16 protein-coding genes and 1 riboswitch are annotated in these 19,365 nt (G+C 28.6%); all 16 genes read left to right on the top strand.

Annotation, left to right across the window (positions count from 1 at the left end; translation table 11 throughout):
* The 16 genes from IC174_RS17990 (at position 1) to IC174_RS17915 (ending at position 19,297) form a co-directional block, all read left to right on the top strand.
* Positions 1-951 carry a ribose-phosphate diphosphokinase gene (locus IC174_RS17990; protein ID WP_054271950.1) on the top strand — a complete coding sequence of 317 codons (951 nt, stop codon included), beginning with the start codon at positions 1-3 and terminating at the stop codon, positions 949-951.
* An 843-nt stretch (positions 952-1,794) separates the two neighbouring features.
* Positions 1,795-1,880: riboswitch (cyclic di-GMP riboswitch) on the top strand.
* Between the two features lie 157 nt (positions 1,881-2,037).
* Positions 2,038-2,529 carry a prepilin-type N-terminal cleavage/methylation domain-containing protein gene (locus tag IC174_RS17985; protein WP_227483602.1) on the top strand — a complete coding sequence of 164 codons (492 nt, stop codon included), beginning with the start codon at positions 2,038-2,040 and terminating at the stop codon, positions 2,527-2,529.
* 154 nt (positions 2,530-2,683) lie between these two features.
* Complete coding sequence (locus IC174_RS17980) at positions 2,684-4,360, top strand: GspE/PulE family protein (protein WP_227436326.1); 1,677 nt, start codon at positions 2,684-2,686, stop codon at positions 4,358-4,360.
* Positions 4,361-4,371: 11 nt separating this feature from the next.
* A complete protein-coding gene (locus IC174_RS17975) occupies positions 4,372-5,580 on the top strand; it encodes a type II secretion system F family protein (protein WP_227436325.1) in 1,209 nt (402 codons plus the stop codon).
* 15 nt (positions 5,581-5,595) lie between these two features.
* On the top strand, positions 5,596-7,308 hold the full coding sequence (locus tag IC174_RS17970) for a PilN domain-containing protein (RefSeq protein ID WP_227483601.1): 1,713 nt from the start codon (positions 5,596-5,598) through the stop codon (positions 7,306-7,308).
* Positions 7,301-8,209, top strand: a complete 909-nt coding sequence (gene pilO, locus IC174_RS17965) for a type 4a pilus biogenesis protein PilO (RefSeq protein WP_227483600.1) — start codon at positions 7,301-7,303, stop codon at positions 8,207-8,209. The genes IC174_RS17970 and pilO overlap by 8 nt, the downstream gene beginning before the upstream one ends.
* A 26-nt stretch (positions 8,210-8,235) precedes the next feature.
* Entirely contained in the window at positions 8,236-8,802 is a 567-nt protein-coding gene (locus tag IC174_RS17960; RefSeq protein WP_227483599.1) for a prepilin-type N-terminal cleavage/methylation domain-containing protein, read from the top strand.
* 38 nt (positions 8,803-8,840) lie between these two features.
* Positions 8,841-9,368: a prepilin-type N-terminal cleavage/methylation domain-containing protein gene (locus IC174_RS17955; RefSeq protein WP_227436318.1), complete on the top strand. Its 528-nt coding sequence runs from the start codon at positions 8,841-8,843 to the stop codon at positions 9,366-9,368.
* Between the two features lie 20 nt (positions 9,369-9,388).
* Complete coding sequence (locus IC174_RS17950; protein ID WP_227483598.1) at positions 9,389-10,927, top strand: hypothetical protein; 1,539 nt, start codon at positions 9,389-9,391, stop codon at positions 10,925-10,927.
* A gap of 105 nt (positions 10,928-11,032) precedes the next feature.
* Positions 11,033-12,115, top strand: coding sequence for a type IV pilus twitching motility protein PilT (locus IC174_RS17945; RefSeq protein WP_227436312.1), 1,083 nt, complete (start codon positions 11,033-11,035; stop codon positions 12,113-12,115).
* On the top strand, positions 12,096-12,878 hold the full coding sequence (locus tag IC174_RS17940) for a prepilin peptidase (RefSeq protein WP_227436310.1): 783 nt from the start codon (positions 12,096-12,098) through the stop codon (positions 12,876-12,878). Before IC174_RS17945 ends, IC174_RS17940 begins: the two co-directional genes overlap by 20 nt.
* A gap of 102 nt (positions 12,879-12,980) precedes the next feature.
* The gene (locus IC174_RS17935; RefSeq protein WP_413927206.1) at positions 12,981-13,631 is read left to right on the top strand and encodes a prepilin peptidase; all 651 of its coding nucleotides are present in this window, start codon (positions 12,981-12,983) and stop codon (positions 13,629-13,631) included.
* A gap of 13 nt (positions 13,632-13,644) precedes the next feature.
* Positions 13,645-14,205 (top strand): aminoacyl-tRNA hydrolase, encoded by a 561-nt coding sequence (pth, locus tag IC174_RS17930; RefSeq protein WP_227483597.1) that lies wholly within the window; start codon positions 13,645-13,647, stop codon positions 14,203-14,205.
* Positions 14,206-14,221: 16 nt separating this feature from the next.
* A complete protein-coding gene (gene mfd, locus IC174_RS17925; RefSeq protein WP_227483596.1) occupies positions 14,222-17,608 on the top strand; it encodes a transcription-repair coupling factor in 3,387 nt (1,128 codons plus the stop codon).
* A 30-nt stretch (positions 17,609-17,638) separates the two neighbouring features.
* Positions 17,639-18,634, top strand: a complete 996-nt coding sequence (locus IC174_RS17920) for a peptidylprolyl isomerase (RefSeq protein WP_227436302.1) — start codon at positions 17,639-17,641, stop codon at positions 18,632-18,634.
* Positions 18,635-18,757: 123 nt separating this feature from the next.
* Positions 18,758-19,297: a stage V sporulation T C-terminal domain-containing protein gene (locus IC174_RS17915; protein ID WP_227436300.1), complete on the top strand. Its 540-nt coding sequence runs from the start codon at positions 18,758-18,760 to the stop codon at positions 19,295-19,297.
* The last annotated feature ends 68 nt before the right edge of the window (positions 19,298-19,365 follow it).

The following is a 19,365-nucleotide window of genomic DNA, read 5'->3' as shown; positions in this document are numbered from 1 at the left end:
ATGAATACTAGCGGAAGCGAGATTAAAATTATTGCAGGTAATTCATCGAAAGAGTTAGCACAAAAAATAGCTGACTATATAGGTGTATCAGTGCTAGACTGTGAAGTAGGTACATTTAGTGATGGTGAAATATGTGTAAACATGAATGAGACAGTAAGAGGTTGTGATGTGTTTGTAGTACAATCTACTAATAGTCCAGTAAATGATAACTTAATGGAGTTATTAATCTTAATTGATGCATTAAAGAGAGCATCAGCAGGAAGAATAACAGCAGTTATTCCTTACTATGGATATGCAAGACAAGATAGAAAAGCTAAGGCAAGAGATCCAATCACTGCTAAATTAGTTGCAAACTTAATAACTGCTGCTGGGGCAGACAGAGTATTAACAATGGATTTACATGCAGCTCAAATACAAGGATACTTTGATATACCACTAGACCACTTATTAGGTGGAACAATATTAGCAGATTACTTCAATGAAAAGAAAATAGAAGATTTAGTAGTAGTATCTCCAGATTTAGGAAGTGTTACTAGATCAAGAAAGTTTGCTAATACTTTAAATGGAGAAGTTCCAATAGCGATAATAGATAAGAGAAGACCAAAAGCTAATGTATGTGAAGTTATGAACTTAATAGGTGATGTTAAAGGTAAAAATGTTATACTATTAGATGATATGATAGATACAGCTGGAACAATCGTTAATGCTGCAAATGCGCTTAAAGAGTTTGGAGCAAAAGATGTTTATGCTTGTTGTACTCATGGTGTATTATCAGGACCAGCTATTGAAAGAATTTCTAATTCAGAAATAAGTGAGTTAATAGTTCTTGATACTATACAACTTCCTGAAGAAAAAAGAATAGATAAGATAAAAATAAAAACAGTAGCTCCTTTATTTGGAGATGCTATAAGAATGATATTCTCTAATGAATCAGTAAGTAAATTATTTTAATTAATTAGATTTATAAGAGTTGCTTAAAGTAAGTTTTTAAGCAACTCTTTTTTAATATCTAATTTATGTATTAGTATAATTTATTGGAGTTGTATGTGTGTATATAAAAGTAAATGTTTCTTGTAAAACATGTGGATAAGTAATTAAAAACTAAATTTAATAAAAAATATAAAATTATGAATATTACGAATATAAAAAATATTTGGAAAAAGCATTGAAAAAGTTTGAATTATGTAGTATTATGTAAATATAAATTAAAGAAAGAGGTGTTTCCAATGGGAAGGATTGAAGATGAACCCCTAATAATTAATTGATTCAGCCACAATCTAAAGTAAATATAAAAATCTATTGAAAGTTTATTTATAAGAATTGAAAATAGTATCTATTCTATATCTTTAGTGTTTGTGAGAGGGTTCTGGATTATATAAAGTTACTGTAAAGAAAGTAATTTTGTACGATAAGCATATATATAGATGAAGAGTTTCATTTATATAGTGATTGTGGCTGAATCATAACTGCAAGAATATAGAATGTTTATATATAGATGTTTTTAATAAAATACTATATTGTAATAGCTTTTAGCTTTCAAATAAATATTAGCAAAGGATGGAAATGACAATGATAAAACTAAATGATAATTTATAAATATCTCCTTACGATATATGATAATTGTAGGGAGATGTTTCTTTTTTTGTATAGTATAATTACTTTCGGAAATTATGTTTGAATATGTTAAAGTTTGGTATATATAAATAATATAAACTGTATTGCTAAAATGTGGTAACTATTATATAATATAAGTGGATATGTATCTCTATTATGAGTTATATATCATTCTAGATTTAATAAAATAGAAACGTTGATGTATGTTCTGTGATGTGGGCACCTTGGAACATATTGAGTTAGTGGTGCAACCGGCTATGAAATTGTATTTATGATACTTTTATTTTCATAGTTTTTTTTGTTCAAAAAAATGGTTATATGCTAGAAATAAATCTGGTTAGTACGTGTAAATAATTTTACTTAGATTTTTAACCAGATATATTATAATTAAGTATTAATTAAAAAAATTGAGGGGGAATAAAAATGAAGTTAAGAAAGAATAAAAAAGGTTTCACTTTAGTGGAATTATTGGTAGTAATTGCAATTATAGGTATATTAGCAGTAGTGGCAGTTCCAGCTTTATTTAGTAATATAAACAAAGCTAAGGTAGCAAGTGTTGAGTCTGATTATAGTTCAGTTAAAAGTGCAGCATTGTCTTATTATGCAGATACTAACACATTACCTACAGATATAAAAACGCACTTAAAATCATACTTGGAATCTGATATAGAAAATTCTGATATTGGTGGAACTTATGATTTAGTTAAAGTTAGTAATAATAAAAAATTAGCATTATTGATAGATGGCGCAACAATAACAAAAGAACAAGCGAACAAACTAGTATCTGATATAGGGGAAGATAAGGTTTATACAGATGAAAATCTTTCTGGTAAGTTAACTAGTGCTTTAGATAAAGGTGATATATACATCATTCTTATAGATAATTTAGAGGATAATGGTAGTAGTGGTAATTAATAGTAAATAATATATTTATTATTTGATTATATTTAAGTTTAATTATAAATTTAATGAAAAAGGCAGGAAGAAAATCTTCCTGTCTTTTATACTATTTTCTTTAATGTCCAATCACAAATGATGATATAATTGAGATAGTAAAGGAGTGAAATCTGTGGCTAAAAAAGTTAGAATAGGAGACAAACTGGTCGAAAAAGGATACATAACAGAAGACCAGCTTAAATGGGCATTATCAGAGCAAAAAAACAGTGGAAAAAGACTAGGAGAATTTCTAGTACAAGAAGGTCTTATAGATAGTAACTTATTAATAAGTGTATTAAAAGAACTTTTAGATATAGAAAGTGTATTTTTAGAAGGAACAGAAATAGACACATTAGCTACAAAGATGGTTCCAGAAAATATATGCAAAAGATATGCTGTATTTCCATTCAAAATTGATGGAAATAAAATATGTCTAGCCATGTCAGACCCACAAGACAGAGAAGCAGTTCAAGATGTAAGACGTATGTCAGGTAAAGATGTCGAAATATTTATATCAAGTGCAGAAGATATAAACAAAGCAATAGGTCATGCTTATGCACATTCAGAAATAAATAAAGCAATGACTGAATACAACAAAAACAAGACTGGTGGAATTAGAGAAACAGTAATCCTTGAAGAGGATGTAAATGCTGCTCCAATAGTAAGACTAGTAAATAATATACTAGAAAATGCTGTTAGAATGGAGGCCAGTGATATACATATAGAACAAAGCGAAAATTACATGCGTGTTAGATTTAGAATAGATGGAATGTTAAGAGAATATATGAGAATGAACTCTGCTCCATACAAAGCGGTAATAAGTCGTATAAAAATAATGTCAGATATAAATATATCTGAAAAGCGGATTCCACAAGATGGTAGAATATATTTAAAAGTAGATAATAAACCTATAGATTTTAGGGTTTCTACAATGCCTACTAATAGGGATGAAAAAATAGCAATGAGAGTACTTGATAAGAGTAATTTTATGGTAAGTAAAGAAGTACTAGGAATAGATGAACATGGCTCTAAGATATATGATGAGTTAATAAATACTCCTTATGGGCTTATATTGGTAGTTGGACCTACTGGAAGTGGAAAAACTACTACATTATATTCAATGCTAAATCAATTGAATACGGAAAATAGAAATTTATTAACGATAGAAGACCCTATAGAGTATGAACTACCTGGTGTAAATCAATCTCAAATAAATGAGAAGGCAGGACTTACTTTTGCCAGTGGGCTTAGAGCCTTTATGCGTCAAGACCCAGATATAATAATGGTTGGAGAGATAAGAGATACAGAAACTGCTGAAATAGCAATTAGAGCTTCTCTTACAGGACATTTAGTTTTAAGTACATTACATGCAAATACAGCAGTCGGAGCGATTTCACGTCTTTTAGATATGGATGTGGAAAGTTTTTTGATAACTTCATCTCTTTTAGGGGTAATATCTCAAAGGCTGACACGAAAAATATGTGAACATTGTAGAATTTCATATGAAGCAGACACTGGAGAAAAAAAGGCTCTTGGAATTGATGTAAACGAATCAGTGACTATCTATAAAGGACAGGGATGTGAAAGATGTAATAATACTGGATATAAGGGACGTCTAGGTATATTTGAAATGCTTGAAATTACACCAGAAATAAAAGAGCTAATAGATTCATCTGCAAATCAAAGAGAAATTTTAAAGTTAGCTAAAAAACAAGGTATGATTAGTCTAAAAGAGGATATAGTTAAAAAGGTTTTAGGTGGAAAGACAACAGTAGAAGAAATGATTAGAATAATTTTGATGACTGATTAAGGGATGATATTATGAAAAGTTTTAAGTATACAATAATAAAAGAGGATGGGAAAAAGCAAACTGATGTGATTGAAGCTAATGATTTTAATGAAGCTAAAAGTCTTCTTAGAAAAAGAAATCTTAGAGTTCTTGAAATCAAAGAAAGTAAAAGTAAAAATATAAATATATCTTCTAGAAAGAGAAAAAAAGACTTAGGAGCTGACCAAATAAGCCATTTTTGCAGACAGTTTGCTATTATAGTATCTTCTGGTATAAATAGTATTTCTGGATTAGAAACATTAGCAGGAAGGTCAACTAATGTTACATTAAGAGAAGAAATAAATCGTATAGTAGCAGAGATAAAAATAGGTTCTACTATTGCTGACTCAATGCTTGCACCAAAGTCTAAGTTTCCAAAGTTACTTGGTGCTATGGTGGCTACAGGTGAGGCTACAGGTAAACTAGATGAAGTATTAAAAAGTATGGCTTCATTTTATTCCAGCGAGCATAGAGTTAAGCAAAAGCTTAGAAATGCAGCTACATACCCATTAATAGTTTTGATTTCTTCATTTATAATGATTTTTATATTTACAGCATTTATGGTACCTAAGATGATTAATTCAATCACAACAGTAGGTGCCACTCTTCCACTTGTAACAAGGATTGTTATGGGATTTGGTACATTTATGAAGACATTTTGGCCAATAGTACTTTTAGTTATTATACTGTCTATTTACCAATTTAAGAAGTATCTAAAAACACCAGTGGGTAGAGCTCAAAAGGATAGAGTTATAAATAAGATTCCTGTATTGGGAAAAGGTATAAACTGTATGGTGGCTACACGATTTTCAAGAGCATTGTATCTATTTGTATCAACTGGGTATCCATTAGTTCAAGGGCTTGATTATATTATAGATAGTGTAAATAATACTATGGCAGAAAAGATTTTAACATCAGCAAAAGATGGAATAACAAGAGGTGAAAGTCTAGCAGAAAACTTAGAAAGATATACGTATTTTGATTCAGTTTTAGTGCAGATGATAGCTATAGGGGAACAGACAGGGGAATTAGAGAACATAAGTAGACAGATGGCTGAATTCTATGAATATGAATCCGAAATTTATCTAAATAGAATGGCATCAATGATAGAACCTGTTTTAATAATTGCAGTTGGTATTATAGTTGCGGTACTGGTTGTATCAATATTCATGCCAATGCTTAGTATATATGATGCTATGTAGGAGGGAAAACAACAAATGAATAAGGTTTATGTATCATATTATGGTGATTCTATATCCATAGTTGAAGGCAGATACAAACATGATAAAGATAAATTTTATATAAAAAACTTTAATGTATTTTCAATAGAGGATATTGCTCAAGATTTTTCTAAAGAAAAGTATGCTCTATTGAGATATGCATTAGAAAATGTAAAGTTAAAATCAAAACATATAGTGTTTTGTTTGAATACGAGAGATGTAATTCTAAAACCTCAAAAGTTGCCTAAGATGGATAAAAAAGATTTAGATGGATTTATGAAGCTAGAAATGGATGAAATGATGGCCCTGGAATCAGATGAGTATGTATTTTCATATGAAGTATCTAGTGAGATATCTGATAGGTCAGAAGGTGAAGAGGCTAGTTTAAATCTGATTATTGGGGCTATAAAGAAAGAAGAAGTAAATGCAATTGTAGATATAATACATGAATTTGATTTGGTATTAGATAGAATAGATACATTATCAACAGCTTATTTAAGAATTCTCAAGAATTTAGATTACAATGATATAATGGTGACAAATATAAGCGATAATAGCACAATTATAAACATATATAAAAAAGATACTTTATTTATTAGTGATAATATACCAATAAGAATAACTGCTAAAGATATGGAAATGCAATTATTAAATGTGGTCGAAGAGTCAAAAGGACTTATGAATTACTATTCGTCAAGAAACTTTGGTAAGGTAACAGATACTATATTGATATTGGGGAAAAGGTACTCTAATAAATTAATTTATGAGGCTTTTAGTTCTGCATTTTCAAACTATGTTTCTCAAGGTCTTACAGAGATAATGGATATAGCTGATATGGTATCTGGTGATATAGATGAAGATGATATAAATTCAATTGTAGAACTTTTAGGTTGTATGATAGAGCCTAAAGACAAAAAAGATTTTGAAAATATAAATTTTCTACCAATAGATATACTTAGAAAACAAATGAAAGCTAAACAAATAAAAAGTGTAATGAAAATGGCACCTGTGGTTATTTTAGTGATTTCTATTCCATATTTATGTTTAATTTTTTCAAACAGTTTAGCTAATAAAGAACTTGAAAATGTAAATGATGAAATAAGAAATATTGAGTCTGCTTACTATCAAATTGGAAATATAGAAAAAATGATACAAAGTAAAACAGAAGAAATAAAGGTATATGATATGTTAATTGGGAAAAAGGTAAAATGGGAAAATCTATTGGATGATATAGATAAAAATACTCCAAGTAGAGTTGAACTAATGAGTTTATCAACGACTTATCAAAATCTTGGAACTACTAATAAAACTGAGAACTCAAATAACAATAAAACTACCACAAATAAATCAAGTAGTAATGAAACAAAATCAAATACAAAAAGTAGTAGTGATGGAGATAAAGCCAGCAGTGATTTAAATGAAGATAAGACTACAAATGTGTCAGAAGCATTAACTGGAGATAGTGGAACTGATAGTGATGATACAGATAAAGATGATAAAACACCATTATATGATAAGATACCAAATGTTATAAACATAGAAGGAAATGCTAAAGATTCTTCTTATGTAGGTCAGTTTTTATATAAATTAAAGGGCTTGTATTATTTTGAAGATGTTAAACTGCATAGCATAAAAAGCAATGAAGAGAATTCCAACTATACATTTAATATGACATTATACCTGAAAGAAGGTGTATTAACTAATGAATAAGGACATATTTAAAAAAGATATAAAAGATATATTTAAAATGGAAGTTAGTCTAAAGGGAATCATTATAAAAGTCGTAATTTTACTTGCTATTTTATCCTATGGATATTTTGGACTTTATCCACAATATGAGAAATATGTCTTTACAAAAAATTCTGTAAAACAAGCTACACAAAAATTAAATACATACAAAGAGAAAACAGCTCTTATGCCAAAATATGAAAAACAACTTAAAAATATTGAAACTGAATTAAATGAAAAAAGTAAAAACCTATTATATGATATGCAAGATGGTCTGTTTCTAATTGGTTTAGACAAGAAAATGAAAACATATAATATTGACTTAACTAGCTATGATGTTGGAAATATTAGAGAATATGAACATTTTTATGGAATATCAACAACAATAAGTGTTAGAGGGGATTATAGAAATGTTAAAAAATTGATGGCTTATTTAGAAGAGCAAAAAAATGTTACTCAGATATTAGACTATACTATGACTTCATATATAGAGCCAGAAAAAGAAGAACAAGAGACAACAAGTAATAAAGACTTAATTAAAAATGTGAACATAAATAAAGATACAAAAATATATTGGGTAGAAGGCGAAGATAAATGGCATTTATATAATGACTGTCCATTGATAAAAGAAGGAGAAATTCTTAAGAATGACAAACTTTTAGATAGGTCAACAAGTTATCTATGTAACACTTGTGTACTTAGAGCTGCAACAGAAAAAGAAACAAAAAAAGAAGTAGTAACTCCACAAGCAGAAGGTGTAGTAGAGGCTACATTTAAATTTATAATGTATACTAAAGAAAATACTACAATGGTACTTGATACAGATAATCCATCTTCATGGAGACCAGGAAAATATAATCCATTTAAATCTAGTGCAAAATAAAACCAAATAGGTTTTAAAGATAGGTGATGAGCTTGTACAAAAACAATGAAAGAGGTCTTACTTTATTAGAAATAATAGTAGCTGTATTTATATTGACTATAGTTTTAAGCATTTCTTATAAAGTATTTAATGGTATAACATCAGCAGTAAAAAAACAACAAATCATTACAGATGCTCAAGTAAATATTAATTTAATTAATAAATATTTAAATAGAGACTTAGAAAACTGTAAGGATGTAACAAAGAACAGTTCAGGTAGTGGCTATGAATACAATATAGAAACTCCAGAGAATACAGTAAAGTATGAAGTATCTATAGATACCAAAAACAATACAGGAGTATACTCTGTAACAAGAATTCAAGAAAATACCACTAATACTGAAGATGCACTTAGAGAAGAAATAATTTCTAATCAACCATTAGTTCAAAACAATAAAGAAATGAAGGAAACGCCATTTAAAATAGAAAAACAAGCTGATAAATCTATTTATACAGTAAGTGTATATTATAATGAATCAGCTCAAGAAGGCCAGAAAAGCAGTGATTTAAATAATAAGACTTATACATTTGATGTTATGTCAAGAATTGGGTAAATGGGAATTTATTTAAAAAATAAGTAGGTTGATAAAATATGAGTAAAAAGAGTAATGAAAAAGGATTTTCTTTAATTGAAGTATTAGTAGCTATGGCGATTATGGGAATTATATTATTTGCATTTTTTAATATTATCAATACTAATGAAAAGGCCAACACTAAAAATGAAGCAGATATAAGTTCCTTAAATTATGTTCAAAGTGAAATAGAGAACTTAAGAGAGAAAATAAAAAGTGGAACATTTGATTTTGACAGTCTGGATAAGCGAGAAGATGGAACAGTGGAATATGAAAAATTAATAGATAAATCAAACAAAGTCGTATATGATAAAGTACTTAACAAGGATGATGTGAGTTTATATGATACTCCATATAAAGAGATTACAACAGTAGAAGATAAAGACGGAAATATAATTGACAAGGAAAGTATTACAAACAAAGTAAAGGTTATTGTAGATGATAAAAGTGGTCAAATATACAAAATAACTGCAACGGGAAAAAGCATGAATGACTATTCAAGTAAAAAAGAAGTTAAAATTGTAACTGAAATATTTAAAGATAAATAATTTTACTTGGGGGTGAGATTTTGAGGAAGTATAATAAGATAAAAAACGAAAGAGGGGCGGCATTAGTTTTAGTTTTGGTTGTAGTAGCATTGCTTTCTATTGTTGGATTGACATTTTCAAATCAGATAGCTAATAGAATAAAATCTACAAAGACTACTAATGAGGGTATACAGGCCAAGTATCTAGCAGATACATGTGTGGAAAATAGTGTTGATAAAGCATATGAAAAATTGTATGATGAGCTTGAAAAAATAGATAATGAACTTAAAAGTGAAAATCAAGAAAAATCAATATCAAGGTCAGCATTAAGAAATATATCAAGTTTGGAACTTAATAATCAAGATGAGGAAAATCTTCCAGTGGAGAGACTTGGGTATATGAATAATATAAAGTTCTATTTAAATAAAGCTGCTCCAGATTTAGAAAAAGCTAGTATAGAGTTAAAAAAATTACAGGGTTTAAATATATTTGAGGATAGGGATATTGAAGATATAGCTGAAACTATTCTTTCACATAGAGATTCTACATTAAGAATTTGTAAGACTTATACTTCTGGAGATATCAGTAAAATAAATGAAAGTATTTTGGTTGGAGATATAGATTCAACTACATTACTTCAGGCAAAGTTAGTAAATAATGATATTCTTTTAAAAATGTTTTTAGAAGGAAATAAAGTTGAAAATGAACATTTAAATGGGACATTTTCATACACTTATAAAGCTTTAGATAGTATTTCTTTGGCAATGCAAAATATGATTGAATACAGACATACATTTCATATTGATGAACCAAAAGTAGAAATATCTGATGGAATTCCAGATTCTCAACAATATTATGACTTAATACAAAATCCTATAATAAATGGGAAGAGATATGGTTGGAATAGTAACTGGGATACATTAGAAAACTTGTTAAAACTCTTACCAAATCAAACTGAAGGATTTAATGCTTTGAGGGTTCACTTGAGAAATAATGTAAGGAAATTTGAAAAATTAAGTGAGAATATATATAGTGGAAATAAAAATACAGCAGAAGATTTTTTGGAATATAAAGAGTTACTATATGAGATATCAGACCAATGTAATCAGTTAAAAAGTATGTCTTATGAGAAAATACCTGTTAAATATGATAATATGACTTTGATAACAACTTTTGATTATATACAAAATGAGCTTTTAGCGGAGATAAAATGTAGACTGAAGGAATTAAAACCTCAAGAAGTTGATAAAACAGAAGATGCTACTATAAAAATACCTTTTTATAAAGCTGACTACGACATGACGAAAGAAAGCTGGCCAGAATTAAAAGAAAATGGCTCAGGGGCAGAGTTAAGTTTAGTAGTAACTGGTGATAAAGATGGAATAAAAGAGGTAGAAGTTAAAGATGGACAAAAAAATATTCTTGGATTAGGTGTTGAAGAAAACTCAAATTCAAAATATGAAGTTGAAGCTAAAGTTAAATTTAATATAAATGTAGATTCAAATATATTAGATAATTATGACATAAAAGATAAAATTTCAATTAGTCATGACATAAGTTCGTACAAAAAAGTAAACTAAACACAAAACTATAACTTAGTATAAACTAATAAGTAATAAAATAACTTTGTATGTTTATTACTAAAAAAATAAGTAAATTAATAAAAGATATGGAGAATAAATATTATGTATATTTATGATTTATTAGAGCAAGCAATAAGTTTAAATGCATCAGATATACACATAACAGTTGGTACAAATCCTGTAGCTAGAGTAAAAGGTGGATTTGTAAAGCTAAGTGAACAAATCTTGACACCAGAGATAACGATGCAAATGGCAAAAGACATAGCAGGGGAATCTATGTTTAAAGTAATAGAAGAACATGGAGAAGCTGATTTTTCAGCTTCTCTAAAAACTGGAGAAAGATTTAGGGTAAACTCCTATAGACAAAAAGGAAATTATGCAATAGCAATAAGAACTATAACAGCAGAAATACCAACTTTTGAGAAACTAGGACTTCCAGAAAACATAAAATCTTTTACTGAAAGACATAAAGGATTGGTTTTAGTTACAGGACCTACAGGAAGTGGTAAAAGTACAACACTTGCAAGTATGATAAATATAATAAATGAAACGCAACAAAAACATATAATTACACTAGAAGACCCAATAGAGTATGTCCATCACCATAAACAAAGTTTAGTAAACCAAAGAGAAGTAGGAACTGATACAGAAAGTTTTCACTCAGCTCTTAGAGCTATTTTACGTCAAGACCCAGATGTAATACTAATAGGGGAAATGAGAGACCCTGAGACTGTGTCAATAGCGTTAACAGCCGCAGAAACAGGACATCTAGTATTTTCAACACTACATACAGTTGGTGCTGCTAAGACAATAGACAGAATAGTGGACATGTTCCAGCCAGCCCAACAACAACAAATAAAAACTCAATTGTCTACAGTGTGTGAAGGGGTAGTATCACAACAATTACTTCCTACATCAGATGGGAAGGGTAGGATAGCTGCAATTGAATTGATGTTTGCAACACCAGCAATAAAAAATCTAATAAGAGAAGGAAAAACATATCAAATTCCAAATATGATACAAACTGGAGTTAAAGCAGGTATGAAAACTATGGATCAAGATTTAATGGAACTTTATAAAAATGGAAAGATTACAAAAGATATGGCACTTAGTAGATGTACTGACCAAGAATTTATGACTAGAATGATAGGTGGAGTAAGTTATAATGGAAATTATAGTCGTTAATTTATATGTATTTGTAGTTGGGCTAGTATTTGGAAGTTTCTTTAATGTTTGTATTTTTAGGATTCCAGAAGGTATATCTATCTCTAGTCCCCCATCTCATTGTATGAGTTGCAATACTAGATTAAAGACTATGGACTTAATACCAGTTTTTAGCTATTTAATGAGTGGGAGAAAATGCAGATATTGTGGTGAGAAAATTTCTAGTAGATATGCTATAGTAGAGTTAATTACAGGAATTTTATTTTTAACAGTATTTATGGTTTATGGAATATCCATATCAACTATTTATTATTTGGTTCTTGTATCTTTATTAATTGTAATAACATTTATAGATATTGACCACTTTATAATACCAGATAGGATACTAGTTTTTGGGGCTATATTTGCTATAATTTTTAATCTTCTACTAAAAGAAGTTTCAATTAAAGATTCTATTATAGGTGCTTTTGTATGTGGAGGAAGCGTTTGGCTTATAGTAGTTCTAATTGAATTCATAATAAAAAAAGAATGCATGGGTGGAGGAGATATTAAACTATTCGCAATGTTAGGCTTATATATGGGTGCTAAAAATGGTCTTTTAACAGCTTTACTGAGTGTTTATGTAGGGGCAGTATATGGAATTTGTGTGATAGTTTTGAGCAAGATAAAGGGAAAGAAATACAATTCTGTTATACCTTATGGGCCATTTATATCAATTGGAGCATTAATAACAATTTTATTTGGAAGACAATTACTTGAATTTTACTTTTCTATACTTATGTAGAGGATAGTTAAGTTTAATGTAATTTTAATTTTTATAAAAGTGAATTAAAGTAATCAATAAGGACAATATTATTATTAACCCTACTACATAGTACTGTAGACTATGGAGTATATAATAATAATTTCCTTATTTTTTGCATATTTGATAAATAAATCCTTATATATTTTTTGTGATGGATTAAAGAAAAGTTCGTATAATATGCTTTTTATTTACATAGTAACTGTAGTTTTATCTGTATTAATATATCTAAAATTTGGGATTAGTACAGAATGTGTACAATATATAGTATTGATTCCATTTTTAATAATTATATCTATTATAGACTACTACACAATATATGTATATGATATAACAATAGTTAGTGGTATAATAGTTCAAGGTGTAATTTTTTTAATCTTTTGCAATATAGTGCAAATTGACTATATAAGTCATATATTTGGACTGGCAATAGGTTTTATTATACCTTATATTATTGCTAAATTTACAAAAGGATTAGGCTATGGAGATGTAGGTCTCTATAGCTTATGTTGCTTTGCATTGGGAAATAACTATGGATTTTATGTGATAATTTTATCATTTATTTTAGCATTTTTATTTTTTGTTATTTTATATGTAATTAAAATTTTTAAAAATATAAATATCAAAAAACAAATTCCTTTTACACCATTTATTTCTCTAGCGACAATTATAATAATATTTACAGAGTATAATATATTTGATTTTTATTATAGTTTGTTATATAAATTTCTATAACAGGAGGTAAAAAATGTACGTAGTAGTAGGGTTAGGAAATCCAGGAAAAAAATACGAAAAGACTAGACATAACGTTGGATTTGATGTCATAGATATTCTTGCAAAAGAATACAACATTAGTGTTACTAAAATAAAACACAAAGCTTTAATTGGCGAAGGTAGAGTAGGTGCTGAAAAAGTATTACTAGTAAAACCACAAACTTATATGAATTTAAGTGGAGAAACATTAATAGATATATATAAATATTATAAGGTAGATTTAAATAATATAGTAGTAGTGTATGATGATATAGATTTAGATGTTGGAAAGATACGCATAAGAAAAAAAGGAAGTGGTGGTACTCATAATGGAATGAAATCTATAACGAAGTGCTTAGGTTCAAATGATTTCCCAAGAGTAAGAGTAGGTGTATCTAAGCCAGAAGTTGGCCAAGACTTAGCAGATTTTGTACTTTCTAGATTTAGAAAAGAAGAATCTGATAATATAAATGAAGCACTAGAAAAAGCGGCGTGTGCTGTTGACTCAATAATAAGAGAAAATATAGACATGTCTATGAACAAATACAATGGATAGTGAGAGGGAGATTTAAATGAATGATGTTTTTTTATATCCTTTGCAGAACTCAAAAGAGTATAAAGATATAATAAACTGCATAAAAAATACAAAAGGCTCATTATTGGTTAATGGACTTTTACCAGTACAAAAACCTCATATATCATATTCTATGTTTAATGATTTGTCACGACAAATGATTTTTATCACAAGTAGTGATTTAGAAGCAAAAAAAGTATATGAAGATTTAAATTTTTATGTTGGAGATAAGGTCGAATATTTAGGGTTTCAAGATATTTACTTTTATCATTTAGATGCAAAGGACAGAAACGAAGAAGCAAAAAAATTAAAGGTGTTGTTAAAACTAGCAAAGAAAGAAAAAATAATTTTAGTGACTTCTATTGAAGCCGTTCTAAGAAAATATATACCAAAACAAGTTTTACTTGATAGTGTGTCTCATTACAAAGTGGGGGATAGTTTAGATTTAGAAAAATTAACTGAGAAGTTAGTTTCCTTAGGATATGAAAGAGTTTCAAAAATAGAGGGGTTTGGTCAATTTAGTATAAGAGGTGGAATTATTGATGTATTCTCGCTTGAGTATACAAATCCGATTCGTATGGAATTATTTGATGATGAGATAGATTCCATACGAACTTTTGACGTATTTTCTCAAAAATCAATTGATAAATTACAACAATTCTCTATAACCCCTTCAAGAGAATTTATTTATCCAGAAAAAACTACAGATGCATTAGTTAGATTAAAAAAAGAAACAACTAAAAATACTGATGAAGGAACCTTTCAAAATATAGAATATATATCAAGTAAGACCTATTTTGAAGGTGTAGAAAACTATATAGATTATATCTATCCAGAAGAAAACAAAAGTATATTTACTTATCTAGCAGATGATGCAATAGTATTTATCAATGATATAACAAGACTTAAGGAAAGATGTGAAAATTACTTAAATGAGTTTAGAGAAAATTACAAATTAAACCTTGAAAGAGGTTTAGCTATTAAAAATCAAGGAAAACTATTATACCACTATACAGACTTAGAGTACCTAGTAAAAGACAAGTCTGTAGTCTTAAATTCACTATTACCAAAGTCTATAAATAACTTTTCTGTAAAATCCATAATAAATTTTGAGAGTAGAGAAGTACCTACATTTAATGGAAAAGTAGACTTACTTGTAGAAGAATTAAATCGGCTGAAATACAATGGCTATAAAATAATTTTGGCTACAAATACATTGGAAAGAGCAAATAAATTAGGAAAAGATTTGTTGGATAAAGGCTTAGAAACAACTGTTTCTAAAGATAGAGATATTGAAATTAAATCTTCTCAAATTGTAATTGTACCTGCACATATAAATAGTGGTTTTCAGTATAAATCCATAAAATTTGTTGTTATAACAGATAATGAAATGATAGGGGTCTATAAGAGAGCCTCTAAGACTAGTAATAAAAAAGCCAAAAAAGGAAAGAAGATAGAGTCATTTTTAGATTTAAGCGTTGGAGATTATGTAGTACATGAAAATAGTGGTGTAGGTAGATACACAGGAATTGAACAGATTACAGTTAACGCCATCAAAAAAGATTACATGAAAATAGTTTACCAAGGTGGAGATAATTTATATGTACCAATAGATCAGATGGATAAAGTACAAAAATATATTGGTGCAGAGGTAGAAAAAGTTAAGTTAAATAAGCTTGGAACAAATGAGTGGACAAAGGCAAAGGCAAAAGTCAAAAAAGAAATTGAAGATATGACAAAAGACTTAATTGAACTCTATGCAAAACGTGAAAAGATACAAGGGTATAAGTTTTCAAAAGATACACCTTGGCAGGCAGAGTTTGAATCCTTGTTTCCATATCAAGAAACAGAAGACCAATTAAAAGCAATAGAGGAAACTAAACATGATATGGAATCAAGTAAAGTAATGGATAGACTTGTTTGTGGAGATGTTGGCTATGGAAAAACAGAAGTAGCAATTAGAAGTATTTTTAAGGCATGTATGGACCAAAAGCAGGTTGCAGTATTAGTACCAACAACGATACTGGCTCAACAGCATTACAATACATTTAAAGAAAGGTTTGAAAATTATCCTTTGAGAGTGGAAGTTTTGAGTAGATTCAAGACTCCAAAGCAACAAAAGCAGATTATTGAAGATGCTAAAAAAGGGTTAGTAGATATTTTAATTGGTACTCATAGAATAATATCTAAAGATATAAATTTACCAAACTTGGGTCTTGTAGTTATTGATGAGGAACAAAGATTTGGTGTAAAACACAAAGAAGCTTTAAAGAAAATTAAATCTACAGTAGATGTTCTTACACTTTCAGCAACTCCTATACCAAGAACTCTACATATGTCTTTAAGTGGGATAAGAGATATGAGTGTTATAGAAGAACCCCCGCAAGAAAGACATCCTGTAATAACGTATGTTACTGAGAGTAAGGAAAGCGTAATTCAAGATGAAATAGAAAGAGAATTAAGCAGAGGTGGACAGGTATTCTTCGTATACAATCGAGTTGAACATATTGAAGAAATGGCAAGTATGATTCAAAAGCTTGTGCCAGATGCTAGAGTAGCTGTTGCACATGGAAGAATGACTTCTAAATCACTAGAAAATATAATCTTAGGATTTTTAAATAAAGACTATGATGTGCTAGTATGTACTACAATAATAGAAACAGGCATGGATATATCCAATGCAAATACCATGATTATATACGATGCAGATAAAATGGGATTAGCTCAGTTATATCAGTTAAGAGGTAGGGTTGGAAGAAGTTCCAGACAAGGATATGCATATCTCATGTATGAAAAAGATAAGACTTTAAGTGAAATAGCAGAAAAAAGATTAAAGGCTATTAGAGAATTTACAGAATTTGGATCAGGCTTTAAAATAGCGATGAGAGACCTTGAAATCAGAGGGGCTGGAAATATTTTAGGTTCTCAACAACATGGTCATATGGCAGTCATAGGTTATGATTTATATGTCAAAATGCTTAATGATGCAATTAAAAAGGTTAAAGGTGAGCCTATTGTTGAGGAAATTGATGTTGAAATAGATTTAAGTGTAAATGCATATATTCCAGACAATTATATTAAGGATGAATTGATTAAGATTGAAATGTATAAGAAGATTGCTTCTATTGAAAATAGGGAAGATATGTTGGATATACAAGAAGAACTTGAAGATAGATTCTCTGATATACCTAAACCAGTACAAACACTACTTGCAATAGCTTATATAAAATCATTGTGTAAGATATTAAAAATAGAAAAAATTAGACAAGTGAAAGATGAAATATTATTAGTTCCAATAACAAAGTATAGAACTAAACAAAAAATAGGTTATAATATAGTTACAGAATTAGAAGAACTGTTAGAAAAAATGTGCAAGGTAAAATAACTTGTAAATTTAAGAAGGGATGTTTTAAATTTGAAAAAAGTAATAACGTTAGTAATAGCTATGATAGTTGTAGTATCAATAACAGCTTGTAGCGCAAGCACAGATGGAACTGTAGCAACAGTAAATGGTACAAAAATATCATCAGATGAATTTAAAAAAACTATAGCTCTTTATAAAGATTCTATGGAACAAACTTATGGAAAAGACATTTGGGACAAAGAAGTTGAAAAAGGAGTAAAGTATAAGGACAAGTTTAAAGACTTAATTCTTGAACAACTTATAACTACAGAAGTCATATATTCACAAGCTAAAAAAGATAACTTACTTCCTAAAAAAGAAGATGTTGAAAAAAGTTTTAAAGATTTAAAAGACGCTATGAGTAAAGATGAAAATTATAAAAAACAACTTGAAAAATTAGGTATAGATGATACATTTTTAAAAGACCAACAAGAAAAAGATTTAGCTATGCAAAACTATCAAGCTAATTTTACTAAAGAAACTAAAATATCAGATGAAGAAATGAAAAAATACTATGATACACATAAAGATGAATTCAAAAAAGATGAAGTAGAAGCTTCTCATATTTTATTAAAAACAGTAGATGATAACAATAAGCCACTTTCAGAAGCGAAGAAGGCAGAAGCCAAGAAAAAAGCTGAAGAAGCCCTTAAAGAAGTTAAATCAGGTGAAGATTTTGCAAAGGTTGCAAAGAAATATTCACAAGATGCTTCAGCAAGTGATGGTGGTAAATTAGGATTCTTCTCAAGAGGTCAAATGGTAGCTGAATTTGAAGAAGCAGCGTTTTCTATGAAAAAGGGTGAAATATCTAACTTAGTTGAAACTCAATATGGATACCATATAATTAAAGTAACAGACAAAGTAAATGAACAAACACCATTTGAAGATTCTAAAGAAACTATAAAAGAACAATTATTAAAAAATAAATATCAAGAGAAAATAGAAAAATTAACTAAAGAAGCTAAAGTAGAAAAAGATGAAAAAGTAATAAATACAATCACAATATAAAAACTAAAAAAATAGTAATATGCTTAAAAAAGCTATATCTGGAGAAGATATAGCTTTTTTTGTATATTTTTCTTAACAATGGTAAAAATAAACTTAAAGTAATTTATGGAGGGATTAAAAAATATGAAAGCAACAGGTATAGTTAGAAGAATAGATGATCTTGGAAGGGTAGTTATCCCAAAGGAGATAAGAAAGACATTAAGAATTAGAGAAGGAGATCCTTTAGAGATATTCACAGCAAAAGATGGAGAAGTCATACTTAAAAAATACTCTCCAATAGGAGAATTAAATGAATTCTCTCAGGAATATGCTGAAACATTAGCAGAAGTACTAGGATATGGTGTATTAATAACAGATTTAGATTCTATAATAGCTGTATCTAAACTTCCTAAAAAAGATTATAAAGAAAAAAGTATAAGTGATGAGTTAGAAGCAATAATAAGTGAAAGAACAGTAAAATACTCAAAAGATAAAAATATTTTACCTTTATTTAAAGAAGACCAAAAGGAATATATTAGTCAAGTTATTATGCCTATAATTAGTGCATCTGGTGACTGTATAGGTTCGATTGTAGTTGTTTCAAAAGATAAAGATACAATTGCAGAAAGTGAAGAAAAATCTTTAAAAATAGCTGCTAACTTTTTAGGAAAACAAGTTCAATAATTTTATCATAAAGACCTTTTACGTGAAGGTCTTTTGAAGTTTTTGTTTAAAATATTGAATATAGCATT

The sequence above is a fragment of the Clostridioides sp. ES-S-0001-03 genome (assembly GCF_020676075.1).
GTDB lineage: Bacteria > Bacillota > Clostridia > Peptostreptococcales > Peptostreptococcaceae > Clostridioides.
The sequence above is the reverse complement of the archived record's forward strand: the minus strand, read 5'-3'. Positions and strand labels throughout refer to the sequence as shown.

Bases quoted from the DNA above. Each gene is read 5' to 3' on its own strand.
- IC174_RS17955 (WP_227436318.1), top strand. From the start codon at position 8,841: ATGAGTAAAAAGAGTAATGAAAAAGGATTTTCTTTAATTGAAGTATTA.
- pth (WP_227483597.1), top strand. From the start codon at position 13,645: ATGTACGTAGTAGTAGGGTTAGGAAATCCAGGAAAAAAATACGAAAAG.
- pilO (WP_227483600.1), top strand. From the start codon at position 7,301: ATGAATAAGGACATATTTAAAAAAGATATAAAAGATATATTTAAAATG.
- IC174_RS17985 (WP_227483602.1), top strand. From the start codon at position 2,038: ATGAAGTTAAGAAAGAATAAAAAAGGTTTCACTTTAGTGGAATTATTG.
- IC174_RS17990 (WP_054271950.1), top strand. From the start codon at position 1: ATGAATACTAGCGGAAGCGAGATTAAAATTATTGCAGGTAATTCATCG.
- IC174_RS17915 (WP_227436300.1), top strand. From the start codon at position 18,758: ATGAAAGCAACAGGTATAGTTAGAAGAATAGATGATCTTGGAAGGGTA.
- IC174_RS17960 (WP_227483599.1), top strand. From the start codon at position 8,236: ATGAGCTTGTACAAAAACAATGAAAGAGGTCTTACTTTATTAGAAATA.
- IC174_RS17945 (WP_227436312.1), top strand. From the start codon at position 11,033: ATGTATATTTATGATTTATTAGAGCAAGCAATAAGTTTAAATGCATCA.
- IC174_RS17975 (WP_227436325.1), top strand. From the start codon at position 4,372: ATGAAAAGTTTTAAGTATACAATAATAAAAGAGGATGGGAAAAAGCAA.
- IC174_RS17935 (WP_413927206.1), top strand. From the start codon at position 12,981: ATGGAGTATATAATAATAATTTCCTTATTTTTTGCATATTTGATAAAT.
- IC174_RS17940 (WP_227436310.1), top strand. From the start codon at position 12,096: ATGGAAATTATAGTCGTTAATTTATATGTATTTGTAGTTGGGCTAGTA.
- mfd (WP_227483596.1), top strand. From the start codon at position 14,222: ATGAATGATGTTTTTTTATATCCTTTGCAGAACTCAAAAGAGTATAAA.
- IC174_RS17970 (WP_227483601.1), top strand. From the start codon at position 5,596: ATGAATAAGGTTTATGTATCATATTATGGTGATTCTATATCCATAGTT.